A 19,448-nucleotide genomic window follows, 5' to 3' on the forward strand; every position below is an offset into this window, starting at 1 on the left:
AATTTGGACGGCTAAACATCTAGAAGTTGAAATTTATTCCTGTTGCTTCATAATGTCGCAAGTTAGCGGATCTATCTTTAAGGGTCCTAGTCACTGAGGGGAATATCATGCCAATCACAGTCACCGACGATTTACCTGCCATCAGTCATTTGCGTCATGAAAATGTCTTTGTGATGCCACAAAGCCGAGCCAGTACGCAGGAGATCCGGCCAATGCGGCTGGCGATACTCAACCTGATGCCCAATAAGGTGGAAACCGAAGTGCAGTTTATTCGCCTGCTGGCCAACACGCCCTTGCAGGTGAACGTGGATCTGCTGCGCCTGGACACCCATCGCAGCTCCGACAATTCCGAGCAGCATTTGAATATGTTTTACCGTTATTTTTCGGATGTCAGAGAAGAAAACTACGATGCGCTGATTGTAACCGGTGCGCCATTGGCACATCTTGAATACGAAGAAGTGACATATTGGGAAGAGTTACAGGCATTTTTTGACTGGGCTGAGCACCATGTAACCTCAACACTATTCTCCTGCTGGGCGGCACATGCTGGCCTGTTTCATCATCATGGCCTGAAGCGGGAACTTAAAAAAGACAAGCTATGTGGGGTGTTCCGCCATCACTGTTACTTTGAACATGGTGCACTAACCCGTGGCTTTGACGATGAGTTTTTGGTGCCCCATTCCCGTTATGGCCATATTGAGGCCAGCCAAATTGAAGCATGTGACGAGCTGGTGACACTGGCTGGCTCTGAGCGAGTAGGGGCCTATTTAATTAAAAATGTGTCTGGCAGCCAGGTGTATATTACCGGACACCCGGAATATGATGCCGATACCCTAAGCAAAGAGTATTTTCGCGATTGCGAAAAAGGGCCGGATGCACCCAAGCCGGAGAATTACTTCCCCGAAGATGATGTAAATGCCAAGCCATCAAAGACATGGCAAAGCCATGCCTTTTTGTTATTCTCCAACTGGTTAAACTACTATGTTTACCAGACCACCCCGTACGATATTAATCTGGTTAGCCAGGATGTAAGGACTAACAATTATGCCGAATAAACATATCACCACGGCGGCTGATGGTGCAGCCATTGCCGATGCACTTAAAACGGCCATGCAACAGCGTATTTTGATCCTCGACGGTGCTATGGGCACCATGATCCAAAAGCACAAATTTGAGGAAGAGGATTATCGGGGCGAGCGTTTTAAAGACTGGCATGTCCTTATCAAAGGCAATAACGACCTGTTAAGCCTGACTCAGCCTGGGGTGATCCGCCAGATCCATCGTGAATATCTCGAAGCGGGTGCGGACATTATTGAAACCAATACCTTTAACGCCACCACTATTTCGATGGAAGATTACGATATGGCCAGCCTGAGCCGCGAGATCAATGTCGAATCGGCCCGTCTGGCTCGGGCTGTATGTGATGAGTTTACCGCCAAAGACCCGAGTAAACCGCGTTATGTGGCCGGTGTTTTGGGGCCTACCTCAAAAACCTGCTCGATTTCACCGGATGTGAATGACCCGGGTTATCGCAATGTCTCGTTTGATCAGCTGGTGGAAGCGTATGTTGAGTCTACCGAAGCCCTGATTGAGGGCGGCGCGGATCTGATCCTGATAGAAACCATCTTCGATACGCTGAATGCTAAAGCGGCGGCTTATGGGGTGGAAGAAGCCTTTGAGCGCACCGGTATAACCCTGCCGGTGATGATCTCCGGGACCATTACCGATGCGTCAGGGCGTACCTTGTCCGGCCAGACAACCGAAGCCTTTTACAACTCTATTCGTCATATTAAACCGATTTCCATTGGACTGAACTGTGCACTTGGCCCGGATCTGCTGCGTGCCTATGTCGAAGAATTGTCGCGGGTGTGCGAAACCTATACGTCGGTGCACCCTAATGCGGGCCTGCCGAATGAGTTTGGTGAGTACGACTTGGAAGCCCCTGAGATGGCGAAGGAAATCATTGACTGGGGTAAGGAAGGTTTTATTAATATTGTGGGCGGCTGCTGTGGTACGACACCCGACCATATTCGCGCTTTTGTGAAAGGGCTGGAACAGGTGGCACCGCGCACGTTGCCTGAACTAGACGTCAGAATGCGCTTAGCGGGCCTTGAAGCCTGTAATCTGAATTAGGAAGTACTGACATGACGCAATCTACAGCCATTTTTACCAATGTCGGTGAAAGAACCAATGTAACCGGCTCGGCGCGTTTTAAGCGATTGATCCTGGAAGAAGATTACGAAGCCGCGCTGGATGTAGCGCGTAGCCAGGTGGAAAACGGCGCGCAGGTGATCGATATCAACATGGATGAAGCCATGCTGGACTCCAAGGCCGCTATGGTTAAGTTCCTGAACCTGATTGCCTCAGAGCCGGATATTTCCCGCGTGCCCATTATGGTCGACTCCTCTAAATGGGAGGTGATTGAAGCGGGCCTGAAATGTATTCAGGGTAAAGCCATCGTTAACTCTATCTCACTCAAAGAGGGCCGCGAGCCGTTTGAGCGCCAGGCGAAGATCATTAAGCGCTTTGGTGCGGCTGTGGTGGTGATGGCGTTCGACGAAACAGGCCAGGCCGAGACGGCCGACCGCAAGTTTGAGATCTGTGAGCGTTCTTATCGCATTCTGGTGGATGAACTGGGTTTCCCGCCGGAAGACATTATTTTTGACCCCAATATCTTTGCCGTAGCAACGGGCATTGAAGAGCACGATAACTATGCCGTTGAATTTATTGAAGGCACCCGACGCATCAAGCAAAATCTGCCGCACTGTAAAGTGTCGGGCGGGGTGTCGAATGTGTCTTTCTCATTCCGCGGTAACAATCCGGTGCGTGAAGCCATTCACTCGGTGTTTTTATATCATGCCATTCAGGCCGGTATGGACATGGGCATTGTCAACGCCGGTCAGCTGACGGTTTACGATGATATTCCCGATGAACTGCGCAAGGCGGTTGAGGATGTGGTCCTCAACACTGACCCTGGCGCCGGTGAGCGTCTGGTCGAGATAGCGCCTAATTACTCGGGGATGGCACAGGCTGAGAAAGCGGAAGATCAGGAATGGCGCAGCTGGCCTGTGGCCAAACGCCTGGAGCACGCGCTGGTTAAAGGCATTACTGAATTTATTGAAGAAGACACTGAAGCCTGTCGTCAGCAGTTTGATAAACCCATTGAGGTGATCGAAGGCCCGCTGATGGATGGAATGAATGTGGTCGGTGACTTATTTGGTGCCGGTAAAATGTTCCTGCCTCAGGTGGTTAAATCTGCACGCGTGATGAAACGGGCAGTGGCCTATCTGGACCCTTACATTGAGGCGGAAAAACAGGCCGGTCAGAGTAATGGTAAAATCATCATGGCGACGGTAAAGGGCGATGTGCACGATATCGGTAAAAACATTGTGGGTGTGGTGCTGCAGTGTAATAACTATGAGGTTGTGGACTTGGGCGTGATGGTGCCGGCAGAGAAAATTCTGCAAACCGCCATAGATGAAAATGCCGATGCCATTGGTTTATCGGGTTTGATCACCCCTTCGCTCGATGAAATGGTGCATGTCGCCAAAGAAATGACCCGTCGTGGGTTTGAGATCCCATTGCTGATCGGTGGCGCAACCACCTCTAAAGCGCATACGGCGGTGAAGATTGAACCGCAATACGACAAGGGTGTGGTGTATGTGAACAATGCCAGTCGCGCGGTTGGCGTGGTCTCCAGTTTACTGAGTGCCACACAAAAGCCAGGCTTTTTAGAAAAAACCGCTAGTGAATACGTTAAGGTACGTGACCAGCAGGCGCGTAAAAAGCCCCGCTCCAAGCCCGTGACTTTGGCCCGCGCGCGCGATAATGCGGTTAAGCTTGACTGGGACAATTACACCCCACCGGTGCCCAAAAAGTTGGGTATCACCGAGTTTAAAGACGTCAGTATTGCCACCTTGCGCGAGTATATCGACTGGACGCCCTTTTTCATGACCTGGACGCTGGCGGGCAAATACCCGCGTATTCTGGAAGATGAAGTGGTGGGTGAAGAAGCGAAAAAGCTCTTTGCCGATGCTAATACCATGCTCGACGAGCTGAGCACTAAAGGCAGTTTACAACCGCTGGGCGTAATTGGCTTGTTCCCTGCCAACCGGGTGGGCGATGACATTGAAATCTATCGCGATGAAAGCCGAGATGAAGTGCTGCTGAAGTCTTGTCAGCTGCGTCAGCAGACCGAAAAAACCGATTTTCCGAACTATTGCCTGGCCGATTACATCGCGCCGAAAGGCACGCCTGATTATTTCGGTGCGTTTGCTGTCACCGGTGGCCTGGAAGAGGATGACCTGGCCGAGGTGTTTGAGCAGCAGCAGGACGATTACAACAAAATCATGGTAAAAGCGGTTGCAGACCGCCTGGCCGAGGCCTTTGCAGAATACCTGCATGAACAGGTGCGTAAGCAGTATTGGGGCTTTGCTGAAGACGAAAAGCTCAGCAATGAAGAACTGATCCGCGAGAACTATCAGGGGATCCGCCCGGCGCCGGGTTATCCTGCGTGTCCTGAACACACTGAGAAAGACAAGATCTGGCAGCTGCTTGATGTGGAAAACCGCATTGGTATGAAGCTCACCAGCTCTTATGCCATGTGGCCGGGCGCGGCGGTATCTGGCTGGTACTTCTCGCATCCGGACTCCAAATACTTTGCCGTGGCAGCCATTCAGCAAGATCAGGTTGAAGACTATGCCAAACGCAGCAATATGACGTTGGCAGAAGCCGAGCGCTGGCTTTCGCCCAACCTGGGATATGAACCTCAGTCGTAATTGTGCATATGCAGGGTGCCACTTTGGCACCCTTGCTTTTTTTAGGAAAAAAGTTCGCAAGTTTTGCTTGCATTAATCAACTTTTTCGATATTATTGCTCTCTTGCTTTAAATAACCTCTGATTTAAAGCGTCATAGAAGTAATGCCCTCTTGCCTTGATCCAGTAAGCCCGCATTAAAAATTACAAGTAGAGCTTATTATAGTCAGGCGATATACCACTGCAGTTACCCCAGCCGGGGGCGTTGTGAATGCAGATATTAAGATCGCCAGTACCATTCCCTTTGAAGCGCTTCGGTTTGTTGACTCAAAAGTGTCGAAAAATTGTTCGCAGATTTTTTCAGGTTTGGTATCAAACTGTCATAAAGCTCGTTTATTGTCTAAAGCGTTAGCCCTCAGGCTACGCATTATAAAAGTGAGTTTTATTATGTCTTATACATACAACGGAACAGAGATCCGTGTTGAGCAACCAATTCGCTCAATTTCGGTGAACAAATCAAAAGTCGTTTTTGCTGATGGCACAGGCCGCAAACAAACGCAATTTTCAAGTGGCAGCGAAGCCCGTCACTTCCTGAACTGGTTGACACGTGCTTGCTAAGTAAAACAAGCATATCAACTCAGACACAGCGCCGAGGTAACTGACAAGTTACGTCGGCGTTTTGCTTTTAAGCATTGCACTGGTTGCTTTTCTAATGTACCTTTCCGTAGTTTTCATGGGGACATGCCATGAAGACGTCAATAATGTGAAAACGAAAGAAAAACGATGTTAGGAAGCCAACAATGGACTCGACTTCTACCACCACTGCTGCCGAACCGAGCAGTCGGCCTACACCATCCCAACTGCAATTCACCGGTACTGGCAAAGAATATTTTGGTATCTGGATTGTCAACCTGTTACTGACGCTGGTGACACTGGGTATCTATTCAGCCTGGGCGACGGTACGGACTAAGCAATATTTTTATGGCCATACCCTGTTAGACGGGCACCGGTTTGACTATCTTGCTACACCAATTCAAATACTCAAAGGTCGCTTACTCGCCGTAGGCTTGTTTGTGATCTACAGTGTGGTGTCGAGTTACTTCCCGCTAGTGGGCGCGATGATGGCATTTGCACTGGTATTGCTGGTGCCCTGGATGATCAATCAGGGGCTTAAATTCAGCATGCGCATGACCCGTTACCGCAATATTCGCTTTGCTTTTAAGGGCAATTTGGGCGAGGCGATGGTGAACTTTGTGGTGCTACCATTTGTCAGTATTTTTACCATGTATCTTTTGATGCCCTGGGTGCTCAAGCGTATTGATGCCTACATTCACAGTAATATTCGTTACGGCGATAAGCCAGTACAAGTACAATTAGAGGGCAAAGAATACTATGCAGCTACATTGCTGGTGATGTTATTAGGCATCCTTGTGATGATGTTGCTGGGTCTCGCAATTAGCCTGGCAGGTGGTATCAACATTAACCCTGATGAGCTGGGAGCGGTCAACTTTGGCATGTTCCTGATTGTGCCTTTGTATTTGTTTGTGATTTCTGCATTGCAAGGCATCTACCAGGCGCTGATCCGCAATCATATTCTGAACAATGCGCAAATTGATGAGGTTGCAGAATTTAAATCAACTCTGGCACCGCAGCGTTATGCCTTGATCCTGGCAACCAACGCAGCTGCGATTGTATTGACCGCAGGCCTGGCATTCCCCTGGGCAAAAGTGCGTAAGGTCAGGGCGCTGGCTGAGGCAACTCAGGTGGTGTTGCTGCCAGGTGCAGACCAAGTGCTGGATACGGCGCAGCAGGCTGAATCTTCCTTTGCTGAAGAAGCCGCCAATGTGTTTGACGTTGATATCTCATTAACCTGATGATCCGGGGATACTTTTACCAGCCAAACAGCAGCCGGGTGCAAGAAGCCATTGCCCGGCTCAATGACAGCCATATTGCCGTTTACGCGGACGATGAGTGTGTGTGCGAAAGTTCGGTTGAGACGCTTCAGGTGTCGGCCCACTTACCTGGGCAGGCCAGCGAGCTGACCTTCACAGACGGGGCACGTTTTGTCCCGCTGGACGTGGCACATCGCTGGTCGTTTCAGTCAGGTAAAAGTTCGCTACTGGCCAAGCTTGAATCCAATCTGGTCCTGATCGTGTGTGCCTTGGTAGCGACACCTGTATTGCTCTATGCACTGCTTTTTAAACTGGTACCCGGGATTGCGGTGACTGCCGTACAGACCGTGCCAGATGCGGTTGTGGAGCAAATGGGCCAGCAATCAATGGCACTTATTGAGCGTACTGTGTTGTTGCCCTCGGATCTCTCTGAGAAAGAGCAGGCTGCCGTTGAGCAATTGTGGTTAGATACAGTGTCTCAGCTTGAACTGTCAGCACAGAAATATCGTGTTGATGTCTATCGCTCTGAGCATTTTGGTGCCAATGCCTTTGCCCTGCCACATGGGCAGGTCGTCGTGACCGATGAGTTGGCGCGACTACTGGCCGACAATCCTGGTGCGCTCAGAGCCATTCTGTTGCATGAGATAGGTCACGTAGAGCGTATGCACAGTGTACGTCTGGCATCTCAGGCGGCGGTGGCCAGTATTGCCATTGCCATGCTGGTGGGTGACATGGACATAGTTGCAGAGGTGGTATTGGGGTCGGGTAGTGCTCTGCTGGATCTACAATTTTCTCAAAATATGGAGTGGGAAGCAGATAACTATGCGCTGGCACAGCTTCATCGTCTGGGCTACAGCGGTGAGCATTTTGCTCAGGCACTGGAGTCACTTGCCGAACTTGGTGAGGAAAATGAGCAAAGCTGGTTAAAGTACCTGTCTACGCACCCCAGTTTGCAAGAGCGCATTGAGCACGCCAGAAGTTACACCCCATCTCCTTGATAGAGGAAGACAATACAACTTGCTATTGATGAGCATCTGTTTGCACATCGAAACCGAGATTTTTATAAGGCCTCAGTGAGGCCTTTTTCTTTTTTTGGCTAGTCATCCACGCATTTTCTGTAGCAAAAACCCCCAGACTTTTAAATGAACTATTTTAATCTCTTTTAACCCTTTATTATTGTTCCAAAAATCGCGATTTGTCGGGTGTTTTTACGGCATTATGCTTATCTTTTGTTATTTTCAGGTTAACTTATGTTCGTTCCTTCCTGTATACTAGAGGATGCTGTGATTGAACTGTGTGCTGGGGAGGCAAATGAAGTTTTTGGTTTTGTTATTGCTCGTTGTGTCGCAATGTGCCAAAGCCCACAACCCTTTGATTGTTGATATCATTAGCAGTGAGAACTTTTCTCAGCGTTATCAGGCATTTTTACAGGGCCGCTCAGTGCTTGATGTCACCGACTTTCGGCCAACCACGCAAGGCTCCCACATTGAAATCATCGAAATGGTGCTGCTGCAGCAAGCCTTGTTCCTGGGCGGCGAAACCCGGGAGGTGGTGTTCAACCCTAAACCATCAGTCAATATCCTCGAATTCACAGACATGATAGCCGGAGAGAGCCTGATCCTGGCGCGTACCGTCTGGCATGAAGATGTGATTAATTATCGTGGCTCAGTGTATGTCAGTGATCCGGTCGTCAAATTCGGAGAGTACGAAGCCGGAATATATGTCGCAAAACGTAATCAGGCATTGCATCAAACCACTCAGGACGGGCTTGAGCAACTGACGCTGGTGGCAAATCCTCGCTGGCGGGTAGACTGGCACGCCCTGACAAACAGCAACATGAACCTGGTGAGCTTTATTGGCCCATGGGAAAGCATGCTTAACATGGTAGAAACCGATATCGTTGATGGCATGTTGGTAAATTTTAGTGTGAGTGAATCTTTGCAGCTGGTGTTTGAAGGGCGTGACTATGTGCCAATAGAGGGTGTGAAAATGGTATTGCCTGACTCACGCCACTTCATTGTTAGCAAACGTCATCCCGAAGGAAGTCAGATATTTGCTGCTTTAAACCGCGGTCTTAAAGAGCTCAGACGTCGTGGGGTGATCCGCAAAGCGTTAACGGAGTCGGGGTTTATTAATCGTAAGGTACAGGACTGGAACGTCATCAATCGCGCTATGTTGCCGCAGGAGTCCAGACCATGATACGCCTGGGCGCTCTGACGGGCTGGTTGCTATGTATTGTGTTCAGTGTGTGTACTACGGCAACTGAGCTGGCGTCACCCAGTACACTTGAAAAGTCGTTGGCCAAATTAAGTGCTACGCTTAAAAGTGATTTCGACCTCTCGCTATTACCTGAACTCAGAGCGTTGCGACGCGATGCACTGGCGATTGACGCGCTGGAAATTGTTGCGCAAACCTTGCTGCTGGAAGGTCAGATCCGTCAACAGTATGGTGACTATCAGCAGAGCCTGATATTGCACAACGATGCGTTACAACTAGCCATTAAGCGAAAAGATTTGGCGTTGATGGCACAAAGCCGGCTCGCCATCGCCAAGTTAGAGATGGACCTTGAGCGGTATAACTATGCACAGCGCTCTTTGGATGATGTACATCAGTTGGTCACCCAGTTGAACAATCATGCTCAGACCATGCCCTATGTCGCTCAGTTACTGCTTTTAGAGCACAGGTTATGGCAAGGCTACTTGTATGTGCTACTGGGGAGCTATCATCAGGCGGTAGCTGAACTGCATACCGATGACCTGGTCGTCACGGGCGCACCAGAGCTGGTCGATAAACTGTATCTGGTACGGGCCTGGGCATTGCTCAAACTTGGTCGCTTTCAGCAGGCACAGCCTATCCTCAATCGGGTCGCGCAAAGCGACACACTCATTCGTAATCAAAGAATGAAGATCCGTTTCAAGCTATTGCAGTCCATGGCCTGGCTGCAATCGGGCGATTTTCAGCAAACACTGGAAACGGCTATGCCTGCGTTAAAAGCAACCTTTGCAACACGGTTTTTGGAGGAGCAGGCCGACTTGCAGTTTGTATTATCCAATGCCTATGTACAGCTGGGTGATTATCAACAGGCACACCTATATCTGAAGCGCTACGCACTGACCAAAGATGCGCTGAACTTTCAAAAACGTAATAACAAGTTGCTGCAACTGGAATCGCAGTACGCACTGGCAACACAAAAGCAGCAACTGAGCTTACTGGAAAAAGACAATGCCTTGCAGGCGCAAGAAATCTTTCGTCACCAACAAATTCTTGAGAACACCCGTCTGGCGCAGCAACGCGGCGCATTGTTACTGATCCTGGCATTGGCATTATTAGGGTTCTTATACTGGCGATGGCAAAATAAGCGTAACCTGTCGTTACTTGAAGAGCTGGTAAAGCAAAGAACGGCTGAACTGGATGAGCGGAATCGACGACTGCAAACCCTGAGCTACTCCGACAGTCTGACCGGTTTGCACAATCGGCACTACTTCTTCAGTGAGGCTGATAAACTCCTGACGCAAGCGCGCAGTGCATCGCAGAGCACAATTTTTTGTCTGATAGACATCGACCACTTTAAACAGATCAATGACAGCTATGGCCATGCAACGGGCGATCTGGTGTTACAGCAATTTGCTGAGGTCGTTACAAAAGAGCTGAGAGAGCAGGACGAGCTGGTTCGCTGGGGGGGAGAGGAGTTTTTATTGGTGATGCCCCAGACCGATATGTTAACCGCACAGCAGGTGGTTGAGCGGCTTCACAATGCGGTGGCACAGTTTTCGTTTTGTCAGGATAGTCAGCCGCTTAGCTGCACCTGCTCGATTGGTTTTGCCGCTTTCCCGTTACGTTTGGCCGAGACACAGCATGGCAGTTGGGAGCAGGTGTTGGAGTTGGCGGATAATTGCCTGTATCGGGCTAAACATGGTGGCCGTAATGCCTGGGTTGGTCTGAACCTGCCAGCCCAGCCTCTGGGAATGACGTTGCAGCAAGTGCAACAGAATTTGGATGCATTTACCGTAAGCAGCACAAAACTTGCCGGGTAAGCTTTGATAGTCAAAGGGCGGTGAAGAATAAAATATTGCAGTAGTTGAAGGATGGGGTTTTAAACTGGCGAGCTTGGTCTATGCTCTGTAGATAAGGGAAATATAGATGACTAGTTTGTGATACTTAATTTGCCGGACAACCCCAGAATACTGATTGTTGACGATGATCCCAGCAGCATTCTGATCATCAAAAAAGCCGTGAGTGATTTAGGCGAGGTGTTTTCAACTTCTGAAGCCAGTTATGCGGTGACGCTGATAAAAGAAGTAAAGCCGCATGTGATCTTGCTTGATATCGACATGGGCGAGTATAACGGTGTGGATATTTGCCGTCTGCTCAAAAGTGACCCGGACACCGCGCATTATATCATTATTTTTATTACCGCCAGCCACGACACTGAAATCGAGTTTAAGTCGCTGACTGAAGGGGGCGCCGATTATATTCCCAAACCCATAGACCTGAAAACCTGCCGAATGCGGGTCTATAACCAGCTGGCTATGCTGGCCTATCAGCAAAATCTGGAGCGCATTTCGCAAGCGCTTTATCAGGAAAAGCAACGCCTGAAAGTGACACTCAATTCTATCGGCGATGCTGTAATAGCGACAGACACACAGGCTGTGATCACCTACATGAACCCCATTGCCGAGCGCCTTAGCGGCTACGCCGAGGGCTATGCAGTAGGAAAGCACATTGAGGATATTCTAGATTTGCGTGATGCATCGTCACAAAGCCGCTCTTTTAACCCCGCCGTGATGGCACTGGAAGAAAAACGCAATGTGGCGATGGCACTCAACTGTCAGCTGCACAGCCGCGAAGGTCAAATTTACAGGGTTGAGGATTCTTCTGCCCCTATTCGCGATGAAGACAATACCATCATCGGGGCCATTATGGTGTTTCATGATGTCAGTGAATCGGTGGCGATGGCAGTTAAAATGAACTTTCTGGCCAATAACGACCAGCTGACCGGATTACCTAATCGTATTTTATTGCATGATAGGTTGCAGCATGCCATTGCCTGTTCCAAGGCCTCCGACACTTACACTGCGCTGTTACTCATAGATCTTGACCATTTTAAATACATTAACGATGCGCTGGGCCACTTTCTGGGCGATGAATTAATCAAGAAAGTGGCAAAACGGCTGGAGTCGGTGATTGACCCAAACGCAACGTTGGCACGAGTTGGTGGTGATGAATTTGTGTTGGTCTTAGAAGAAGTGCGCTCCGTCAATTATGTGGCTGTGGTCGCCAGCAACCTGATTACCAGCTTTAAAGAGCCTTTTATGCTGGAGCAAAAGGAATATCAGATTTCGGTCAGTATTGGCGTGAGCATGACGGAGCTGGATGCGAATGAGGAAGAGGTCATGATGCGTCATGCCGATGTGGCCATGTACCGAGCAAAAAATCAGGGGCGGAACACTGTGTGCTTTTTTTCTCAAGAGCTTGAAGCAGAGCTGATGAAACGCCATGAGCTGGAGCAGCAATTACGTGATGCCCTGGAAAAAGATAACTTAATCGTGCTGTTTCAGCCTCAGGTAGAGATAGCCTCGGGAAAAATTTGCGGTTTTGAGGCGTTGGTAAGATTGAAAGATGGCAGTGGTGGTTTGATTTCACCACTGGAGTTTATCCCGCTCGCTGAGGAGATAGGTCTGATTGATACTTTGGGTCATCAGGTGCTGCAAAAAAGCTGTGAATTTGCCAGCCAGTTGGTGACACTGAGCTGGGATCTTAAAGTGAGTGTTAATGTCTCTGCGCAGCAGGTCCGTGATGAACAATTTATCGAGCATGTTGTTCAGTGCCTGGAATCAAGCCAGGTGCAGAGCAGGATGCTGGAACTGGAGGTCACCGAAAGTGCCCTGATTGAAGATTTTGAGCAGACGCGAAGGACGTTGTTGGCGCTGTCGAACATGGGGGTCAGCATTGCCATAGACGATTTTGGTACGGGCTATTCCAGTTTATCTTATCTGAAATCGTTTCCGCTTGATGTGCTCAAGATAGACAGGGCATTTATTATGGATATGAGCACTGACGAGCAGAGCCTTGGCATTGTGCAAACCATTGTTTTGCTGGCTCAGGCACTGGGCCTGAAGCTGGTTGCAGAGGGGGTCGAAACGCACCCGCAGCTGACTGAACTAAGCAGCCTGAACTGTGATGTGGCACAGGGATATCTATATGCCCGACCACTTGATAGTCAGGCGGCCTATGAGTTTGCTGAGCACAATTTGGCAGCGGGTGCCAAGCCAGGGTGATAGCGGGTAAGGCTAAACACGGTTCAGCTAAAAGTGAGAAGTCTTTACGGGAGTCATGTAAAGTGTGCACCATAGACTATAGTTTGAGTGTAGCAACTGTTTTTAAAGTTATTTTTTCGGTCAAAGGCCAGTCTGTGCAGGCTTATGACCAAGCTGACATCAGTAAAAAAACATTAGAAAACACCCTGTATACAGGGGCAAAGGCCATACTATGATCAGGATCCTGTCGGCAAAACAAGGTAAGCAAACGCGTTGGTTTGCAAGTGTGTTCAGCCTGTTTTTGCTTCTGTTGATTGCACTGGCGTTGTTTTTCTTTGAGCGCAAGCTGCAACGCGAAGTACAGCTTGAAGTGGAAAGCCAGCTCAAACTGAATACAGCGCATATTGCAGAACAATTTGAGCGGCGCTATCGGGCTGATTTAAGCTACCTACACTTTTTGAAAGACACCCCGCCTTTTCCGGGCATAGCCCGCGCATTGAAAAACAACGGCGTTGATCCACAGGACAGCCAGCCCATTGAACTATGGAAAACGCGCATTGCCACCATTTTTAGATCTCTTATTTATAACAATTCCGAGTTACTGCAATTGCGGATCATTATGCCCGATGGGCAAGAGTTTGTTCGGGTTGACCGGCGGCGTGGCAAGGTAGAGCGGATCCCTGAACCCAAACTGCAGGATAAATCGAATAAAGATTATGTTCAGGAAACTCTGGACCTGTCCGAAGAAATGCACTTTGCATCGCGTATTTCGCTGAATTTTGAGAATAACAAAGTTCAGCGTCCGTTTACCCCTGTGCTGCGTATCGCCATGCCTTTGTTTGATGCAGACAACGATCTGTTTGGTTTATTGGTACTTAATTCCAGCGCCCGGCAGCTGATTGAGTTGCTCAATGATGACACCGCAGAGTATTATCTGACCGATCATCAGGGGCACTATATTTATGGCCCTGAGCCGGTGTTTCATTACACCCGGGATCTGGCCAACCCACGTCTGTTTGATGACGACTTTAGGTTACACAGCACGGCAAAAGGGCGGGTTGACGGTGCGGCAAAACACGGCACTTTGGCAATGCAGGTTGCCATACAGCGAGAGTTAAACAGTGGTTATCAGGGACCTGGGCACGAAATGTTTATTACCGCCATTGCCCTGCCGCAGCAGGCTGCGGTGCTGTTAAATGAGCGACGCTTATCAAGCTATATGCTGCTGGCTGTTGTCACCTTGGTGTTGCTGTTGTTTATGGGAGGCATTGTACTCTTTTATCGAAATCGTGAGCAGTATCAGGAAGACAAGGCGGTCTATGAGTCTATTATTGACGGGGCTGATGAGCCTATTATCAGTTTTGATACTCAGTTGAATGTGCAGACCTACAACAGCGCGTCTTTACTGATTTTCCCCAGTCTGGCAGCCAGCGAGCGGCAGCACAAAATTACCGACTTAATTGAGTTACCCATGGATCGTTTGCAGGACGCTGTGTCTTTCTTCAAAAATGAAGACGGCACAAAAGACACAGACTGGTACGAAAGCTACAGGTTACAAGACCAGATCCGGCATGTAAATTTTACCGTTTCACCTGTGCGCGGTCCCGACAGCCAACTGGTTGGGATCACCTTATTTGGTCGCGACACAACCAAAGAGAAGCTTAGCGAGCAGCAAGTTAAAAGTGCCAACGAAAGTTTGGAGCGTTTGGTACAAGCGCGCACGGCAGAGCTGGAAGCAGAAAAAGCCAAGGCGGTAAAAGCCTCGGCGGTTAAAAGTGCCTTTATCTCTACCATCAGCCATGAAATGCGCACGCCACTAAATGGTATTTTGGGCACGCTTAACCTCATTCGTCGTGAACCGCTCACCAAAAAACAGCTGTCGTATCTGGAAATGACCGAAACCAGTTCGTCGACACTGGCCTCTTTGATCAACGATATTCTCGACTTATCAAAAATCGAGGCCGGTAAGCTGGAACTCGAACAAGAGCCGCTCAATCCTATTTCAGTGGTAGAGCATGTTGTCACTTCCATTTCGCTAAAAGCCTATGAGAAGCAATTGAGCCTGGTGGTGGACGTAATAGATATTGACTTTGTTGAGCTGGCAGGAGATGTCGGGCGGATTAAGCAAGTCGTCTTCAACCTGGTGAGCAATGCCATTAAGTTCACCAGCAAGGGGGGAGTTTGCGTACGTGCTCAGACTACGCAGGAAGAGGGTAAAGTGTTCCTGACGGTGACCGTGGAGGACACTGGAGTTGGGATAGATAAACACAACCACCATAAAATTTTCTCTGCTTTTACGCAAGAAGACAGTGGTGTCAGTGCGGAGTTTGGTGGCACCGGGCTGGGTCTGTCGATTTGCAAAAATCTCTGTGAACTAATGGGCGGAGAAATTGGCTTTGAGTCGCAGAAAAACGTTGGCAGCAAGTTTTGTTTTACTCTGCCGTTTGCGCTGGATTCAGCCAAGCCTAAGCCCCATGAAAATACCCTGGGTGGACGGCGCTTCGAGCTTTATGTAAGAGATGCCCGCGAGCACAGTTATCTTTCACATATGATAGGTAAATATGGCGGTATTGTGGTGGAGCGCGATGGTGAGTTTGTCGTGCTTGATCATGACCACCCCCATATGCAGAATGTGGTCGATACCCCTATGTATGAACGAACCATAGTGTTGTATAGCGAGTTTACCCATCAAAATGTTACACAGGGGTATCTGGCTAAACTGGTTAAACCTATCCGTTTGGGAGCTTTTTTGTCGGTCTTTGACCAGGATGCGATTGCCAAGATGCTGAAAAATCAGCATCAGGTCATGGTACCCAGCGTACAATGTACTGAGCAGAACGACTTGGGCGGGGCAACGGTGATGATTGTAGATGATAATCAGATCAACCGGGAAGTCGCCCGGGGGATCCTGCAGGGGATCCATGCCCAGGTTGTGACCTGCCAATCGGGCCATGAGGCACTGAGCGCACTATTAAACGCCGAAAAGAACAACCAGCCTGTATTTGCCGTTTTAATGGACTGCAATATGCCAACAATGGATGGCTATCAGGCAACGCGTTTAATCAGGGAAGGAAAAGGGGGTGAGTCTTTTCGTCATATCCCGGTGATTGCGATGACGGCCAATGCGATGTCGGGAGAGCGCGAACGGTGTCTGGCTGCGGGCATGGATGACTACGTGACTAAACCCATACAGCCCAAGTTGTTGTTTGATGTGTTGTCTAAGTTTAAGTCTTACCAGCAGCCAGCAAAGGAATATTATTCATCACATCAGCCCGCCAATACGCCTTCATCTGGCCCCTCTGGGCAGAGTGTGCCAGTTCAGGAGGCTGGGCAGGCGCCTGAACTGTCGGGTAAAGTGCTTGAGGTGGATGGTACTATTGCACGTTTGCAAGGCGATTCTGAGCTATATCTGCAAATTTGTATGTTGTTTTATAATAAAGCCCCCCAGAAATTGTTATCTCTGAAGGAACACAGCAAAAAACAAGATCATGCTCAGGTTAAGCAGATCAGCCATGCCTTGCGCGGACAAAGCGCAGACATAGGAGCACAGCGGCTGACCCAGTTACTGGCTAAGCTGGAAGAAGGCGCCAGCCATGAAGATGGAGCCGATTACGACACGCTGGTCGACAGCATTGAAGCTCAGTACCTGGCTCTGGAGCAGGTGCTGCAAGAAGACGTGTTTAATGTGTCACCGGCTTCAAAACAAAGCAATGAAAGTTAGCGACCCGACAAAAAGGACAAAGTGCCTGGTACTTTAAAACAATGGCAGGGCGGATTAAGGGCGAGTAATGTGACAAACCAACTTAATGCACCACAACAGAACAGCAGGCCACTGTGGCAGCTGCTTTGGCCTTTATTGCTCGTCATGGGGTTGGGCACCTTGGGTGGCTGGTATAGCCACCAGTCTCACCTACAAGGTATTGATACGAGGATAAGAGAGGCGGTAACAGCCGACCTGACACAGCTTACTCAGGCTGTGCAAGAGCGGATGGCATTGTATCGGTATGGCCTGGCAGGCTTGCGCGGTGCTACTCAGACTGTGGGGGTAGAGCACTTTGACTACACGCGTATGCAGCGTTATGCCGGCAGTCGCTATCATGAACGGGAGTTTCCCGGTGCCCGGGGGTTTGGTTTTATCCGGTTTGTGCCTTTTGAAAATAAAGCGGTGTTTGTGCAGGATGCGAGACAGCAGCGCCCTGATAAACAATTTGATATCAAGCAGCTAACGCCCCACGAACAAAGTTTGTATGTGATCCAGTTTATTGAACCTGAATCGCGCAATCAACAGGCTGTAGGGTTGGATATTGGCTCTGAAACAATGCGCCGGGTTGCGGCAACTGAGGCCGCCAGGCGTGCCGAAGTAATGCTGACGGCACCCATCACTCTGGTGCAGGCCAATCAGAAAGTACAGCATGGCTTCTTGATTTTAATGCCGGTTTATACCCAAAGCGATGCACCAGATACCCCGGCAGAGCGCATGTCGCAACTTGCGGGCTGGAGTTACAGCCCAATATTAATTGATGAAGTACTGGGTTCATTAACCGGGATTAAACGCAATCTGGTAACTAAGATCAAAGACATAGACCGCCAGGCCAGTACCTTGTTTTTTAGCCGCGGCGAAGCACAGGCACAGCTCAGCCAGTATCGGGGACATAGTGTGATCCAGTTGTACGGTCGCACCTGGCGACTCGAACTTAGCCCTACGGCCGATTACATTCAGGGACTTGGGTTACCCAGCCCATACCGGGCATTGCGCGAAGCGGTCATGATCACTCTGGCATTGATGCTGGTGGTATTTTGTGTGCAATTGCTGGTCTTGCGTGCACATCAGTCTAAAGCACATCAACTGGACTTGTCTGAAACCCGTGAGAGGGCGCTATCTGAAGCCAATGCCGTATTAGAGCAAAAAGTTCAGGCCCGAACCGCTGAAATAGAACAAGTGGGTGCACTACAGCGCAGTATTTTAGACAGTGCAACCTATTCGGTGGTGGCAACCGACGTGGATGGAGTCATTACGGTGTTTAACCCTGCGGCCGAGAAACTGCTGGGTTATAAAGCTGAGGAAATGATTGGCAAACTCACGCCCGCAGTGTTTCATCTGGAACTGGAAGTGGTTCAACGTGCAGAAGAACTATCACAGGAGTTGGGTTATCCTGTGGAGTCAGGCTTTGAAGCTTTTGTAGCGAAAGCGCGCCTTGGCAAAAATGACATCAATAACTGGACCTATGTTAAAAAGAGTACGCAACTCACACCTGTGCGGCTGAGTGTATCACGGTTACAGGATAATCAAGGTCAGCTGGTGGGATTTCTGGGGGTGGCGTATGATCTGACGGAACAACTGGAGCATGAACAGGCCCTGGCAGAAGCCAAACAAGTGGCAGAGCAGGCGACCCGGGCTAAGTCTGAATTTTTGGCCAATATGAGCCATGAGATCCGCACACCCATGAACGGTTTGTATGGCACTTTACAGCTACTGAATGAAGAACCCCTGTCCAGCAGAGCGAAGGAATACCTGGGAAAAGCGACTTATTCAGCCAAAGCTTTGATCACTATTATCAATGATATTCTGGATTTCTCAAAGATTGAGGCTGGCAAGCTGATGTTAGAGGTCCGGCCGTTTAACCTGAGTGAGTTGATTAGCCATATTCAGGCAGATTTGCAAGCGGTGGCCTCTCAGAAAGGGATCTACTTGTCTGTGACGGGCAGCTTTGAGCACGCTAATTGGGAGGGAGACGCCGTTAGGGTCCGACAGATACTACTTAATCTGCTTTCTAATGCCATTAAGTTTACACAGCGCGGTGGTGTAGATCTCGAAATTGAAGAAGTACAAGGTGAGCCTGGCGTGGTATTTAGCGTGCGCGATACTGGTGTGGGCATTGGCAAAGAAGCGCTGGAGCGCTTGTTTCAACGCTTTGAGCAGGCCGACAAATCAACCACCCGAAAATTCGGTGGCACGGGTCTTGGTTTGTCTATTACCCACTCTTTGGTTGAATTGATGTCAGGCAGCATTGATGTGCAAAGTATGGAAAACGTGGGTAGCGTGTTTACGGTATTTTTACCGTTGGAAAAAAGTGTCAATACACAGGTGCGTTTTTCAGAGGAGCTGGTGGCACTTCCTGAGCTGTCTGGTGTTCGGGTTTTGGTGGCTGAGGACAACGAAATTAACCAGCTGGTGATCCGTGCCTTGCTTGATAAAAGCAACGCGGATGTGGTGCTGGCAGCAAATGGCCAGGAAGCGGTCATTCAGGTAAAACGCCAGCGCCCTGATTTTGTCCTGATGGATATTCAGATGCCTGTGATGGATGGGCTTGAAGCCTGTAAGTTAATTAAACAGCAACATCCGACATTGCCAGTGATAGCACTGACTGCTAATGTGTTAACCGAAGACAGACAAAAATATCAGCATGCAGGTTTTGATGGTTACATTGCTAAGCCCATTGAGCAAACAGTGTTGTGGCAAGTGATTACTGAATGTGCTTTGCTGCCAGATAACGCGCTGGGTCGGTTGAAATCTGTATAATAGGCTATGATTGTAGTGTTATCC

The 19,448-nt window shown here is 49.3% G+C and carries 11 protein-coding genes; all 11 read left to right on the forward strand.

The features are described from left to right. Positions 1–107: 107 nt before the first annotated feature. The 11 genes from metA to NH568_RS17885 all read left to right on the forward strand — a co-directional run bounded on the left by metA (position 108) and on the right by NH568_RS17885 (position 19,424). Positions 108–1,055, forward strand: a complete 948-nt coding sequence (gene metA / locus NH568_RS17835) for a homoserine O-succinyltransferase (RefSeq protein ID WP_253049428.1) — start codon at positions 108–110, stop codon at positions 1,053–1,055. A gap of 55 nt (positions 1,056–1,110) precedes the next feature. Further along, a complete protein-coding gene (locus NH568_RS17840; RefSeq protein ID WP_253049564.1) occupies positions 1,111–2,133 on the forward strand; it encodes a homocysteine S-methyltransferase family protein in 1,023 nt (340 codons plus the stop codon). 11 nt (positions 2,134–2,144) lie between these two features. After that, positions 2,145–4,778: a methionine synthase gene (gene metH / locus NH568_RS17845; RefSeq protein WP_253049430.1), complete on the forward strand. Its 2,634-nt coding sequence runs from the start codon at positions 2,145–2,147 to the stop codon at positions 4,776–4,778. 424 nt (positions 4,779–5,202) lie between these two features. Beyond that, positions 5,203–5,373, forward strand: a complete 171-nt coding sequence (locus NH568_RS17850; RefSeq protein ID WP_164488164.1) for a hypothetical protein — start codon at positions 5,203–5,205, stop codon at positions 5,371–5,373. A 182-nt stretch (positions 5,374–5,555) separates the two neighbouring features. Beyond that, positions 5,556–6,629, forward strand: coding sequence for a YjgN family protein (locus NH568_RS17855; protein ID WP_253049432.1), 1,074 nt, complete (start codon positions 5,556–5,558; stop codon positions 6,627–6,629). Continuing rightward, complete coding sequence (locus NH568_RS17860; RefSeq protein ID WP_253049434.1) at positions 6,629–7,645, forward strand: M48 family metallopeptidase; 1,017 nt, start codon at positions 6,629–6,631, stop codon at positions 7,643–7,645. Before NH568_RS17855 ends, NH568_RS17860 begins: the two co-directional genes overlap by 1 nt. Before the next feature lie 313 nt (positions 7,646–7,958). Beyond that, entirely contained in the window at positions 7,959–8,846 is an 888-nt protein-coding gene (locus tag NH568_RS17865; RefSeq protein WP_253049436.1) for a hypothetical protein, read from the forward strand. Further along, positions 8,843–10,681, forward strand: a complete 1,839-nt coding sequence (locus NH568_RS17870; protein ID WP_253049438.1) for a GGDEF domain-containing protein — start codon at positions 8,843–8,845, stop codon at positions 10,679–10,681. The genes NH568_RS17865 and NH568_RS17870 overlap by 4 nt, the downstream gene beginning before the upstream one ends. Positions 10,682–10,798: 117 nt before the next feature. After that, positions 10,799–12,925, forward strand: a complete 2,127-nt coding sequence (locus NH568_RS17875; protein WP_253049443.1) for an EAL domain-containing protein — start codon at positions 10,799–10,801, stop codon at positions 12,923–12,925. A gap of 211 nt (positions 12,926–13,136) precedes the next feature. Then, positions 13,137–16,625: an ATP-binding protein gene (locus tag NH568_RS17880; protein ID WP_253049445.1), complete on the forward strand. Its 3,489-nt coding sequence runs from the start codon at positions 13,137–13,139 to the stop codon at positions 16,623–16,625. A 69-nt stretch (positions 16,626–16,694) separates the two neighbouring features. Continuing rightward, a complete protein-coding gene (locus tag NH568_RS17885) occupies positions 16,695–19,424 on the forward strand; it encodes a CHASE domain-containing protein (protein ID WP_253049447.1) in 2,730 nt (909 codons plus the stop codon). Positions 19,425–19,448 lie beyond the last annotated feature (24 nt).

Origin of the sequence: Pseudoalteromonas sp. XMcav2-N (genome assembly GCF_024124545.1) — a bacterium.
Classification (GTDB): domain Bacteria; phylum Pseudomonadota; class Gammaproteobacteria; order Enterobacterales; family Alteromonadaceae; genus Pseudoalteromonas.

What these genes read in the sequence shown, in the direction of transcription:
- NH568_RS17850 (WP_164488164.1), top strand. Translation starts at nt 5,203, where the DNA reads ATGTCTTATACATACAACGGAACAGAGATCCGTGTTGAGCAACCAATT.
- NH568_RS17860 (WP_253049434.1), top strand. Translation starts at nt 6,629, where the DNA reads ATGATCCGGGGATACTTTTACCAGCCAAACAGCAGCCGGGTGCAAGAA.
- metA (WP_253049428.1), top strand. Translation starts at nt 108, where the DNA reads ATGCCAATCACAGTCACCGACGATTTACCTGCCATCAGTCATTTGCGT.
- NH568_RS17880 (WP_253049445.1), top strand. Translation starts at nt 13,137, where the DNA reads ATGATCAGGATCCTGTCGGCAAAACAAGGTAAGCAAACGCGTTGGTTT.
- NH568_RS17870 (WP_253049438.1), top strand. Translation starts at nt 8,843, where the DNA reads ATGATACGCCTGGGCGCTCTGACGGGCTGGTTGCTATGTATTGTGTTC.
- NH568_RS17865 (WP_253049436.1), top strand. Translation starts at nt 7,959, where the DNA reads ATGAAGTTTTTGGTTTTGTTATTGCTCGTTGTGTCGCAATGTGCCAAA.
- NH568_RS17840 (WP_253049564.1), top strand. Translation starts at nt 1,111, where the DNA reads ATGCAACAGCGTATTTTGATCCTCGACGGTGCTATGGGCACCATGATC.
- NH568_RS17855 (WP_253049432.1), top strand. Translation starts at nt 5,556, where the DNA reads ATGGACTCGACTTCTACCACCACTGCTGCCGAACCGAGCAGTCGGCCT.
- metH (WP_253049430.1), top strand. Translation starts at nt 2,145, where the DNA reads ATGACGCAATCTACAGCCATTTTTACCAATGTCGGTGAAAGAACCAAT.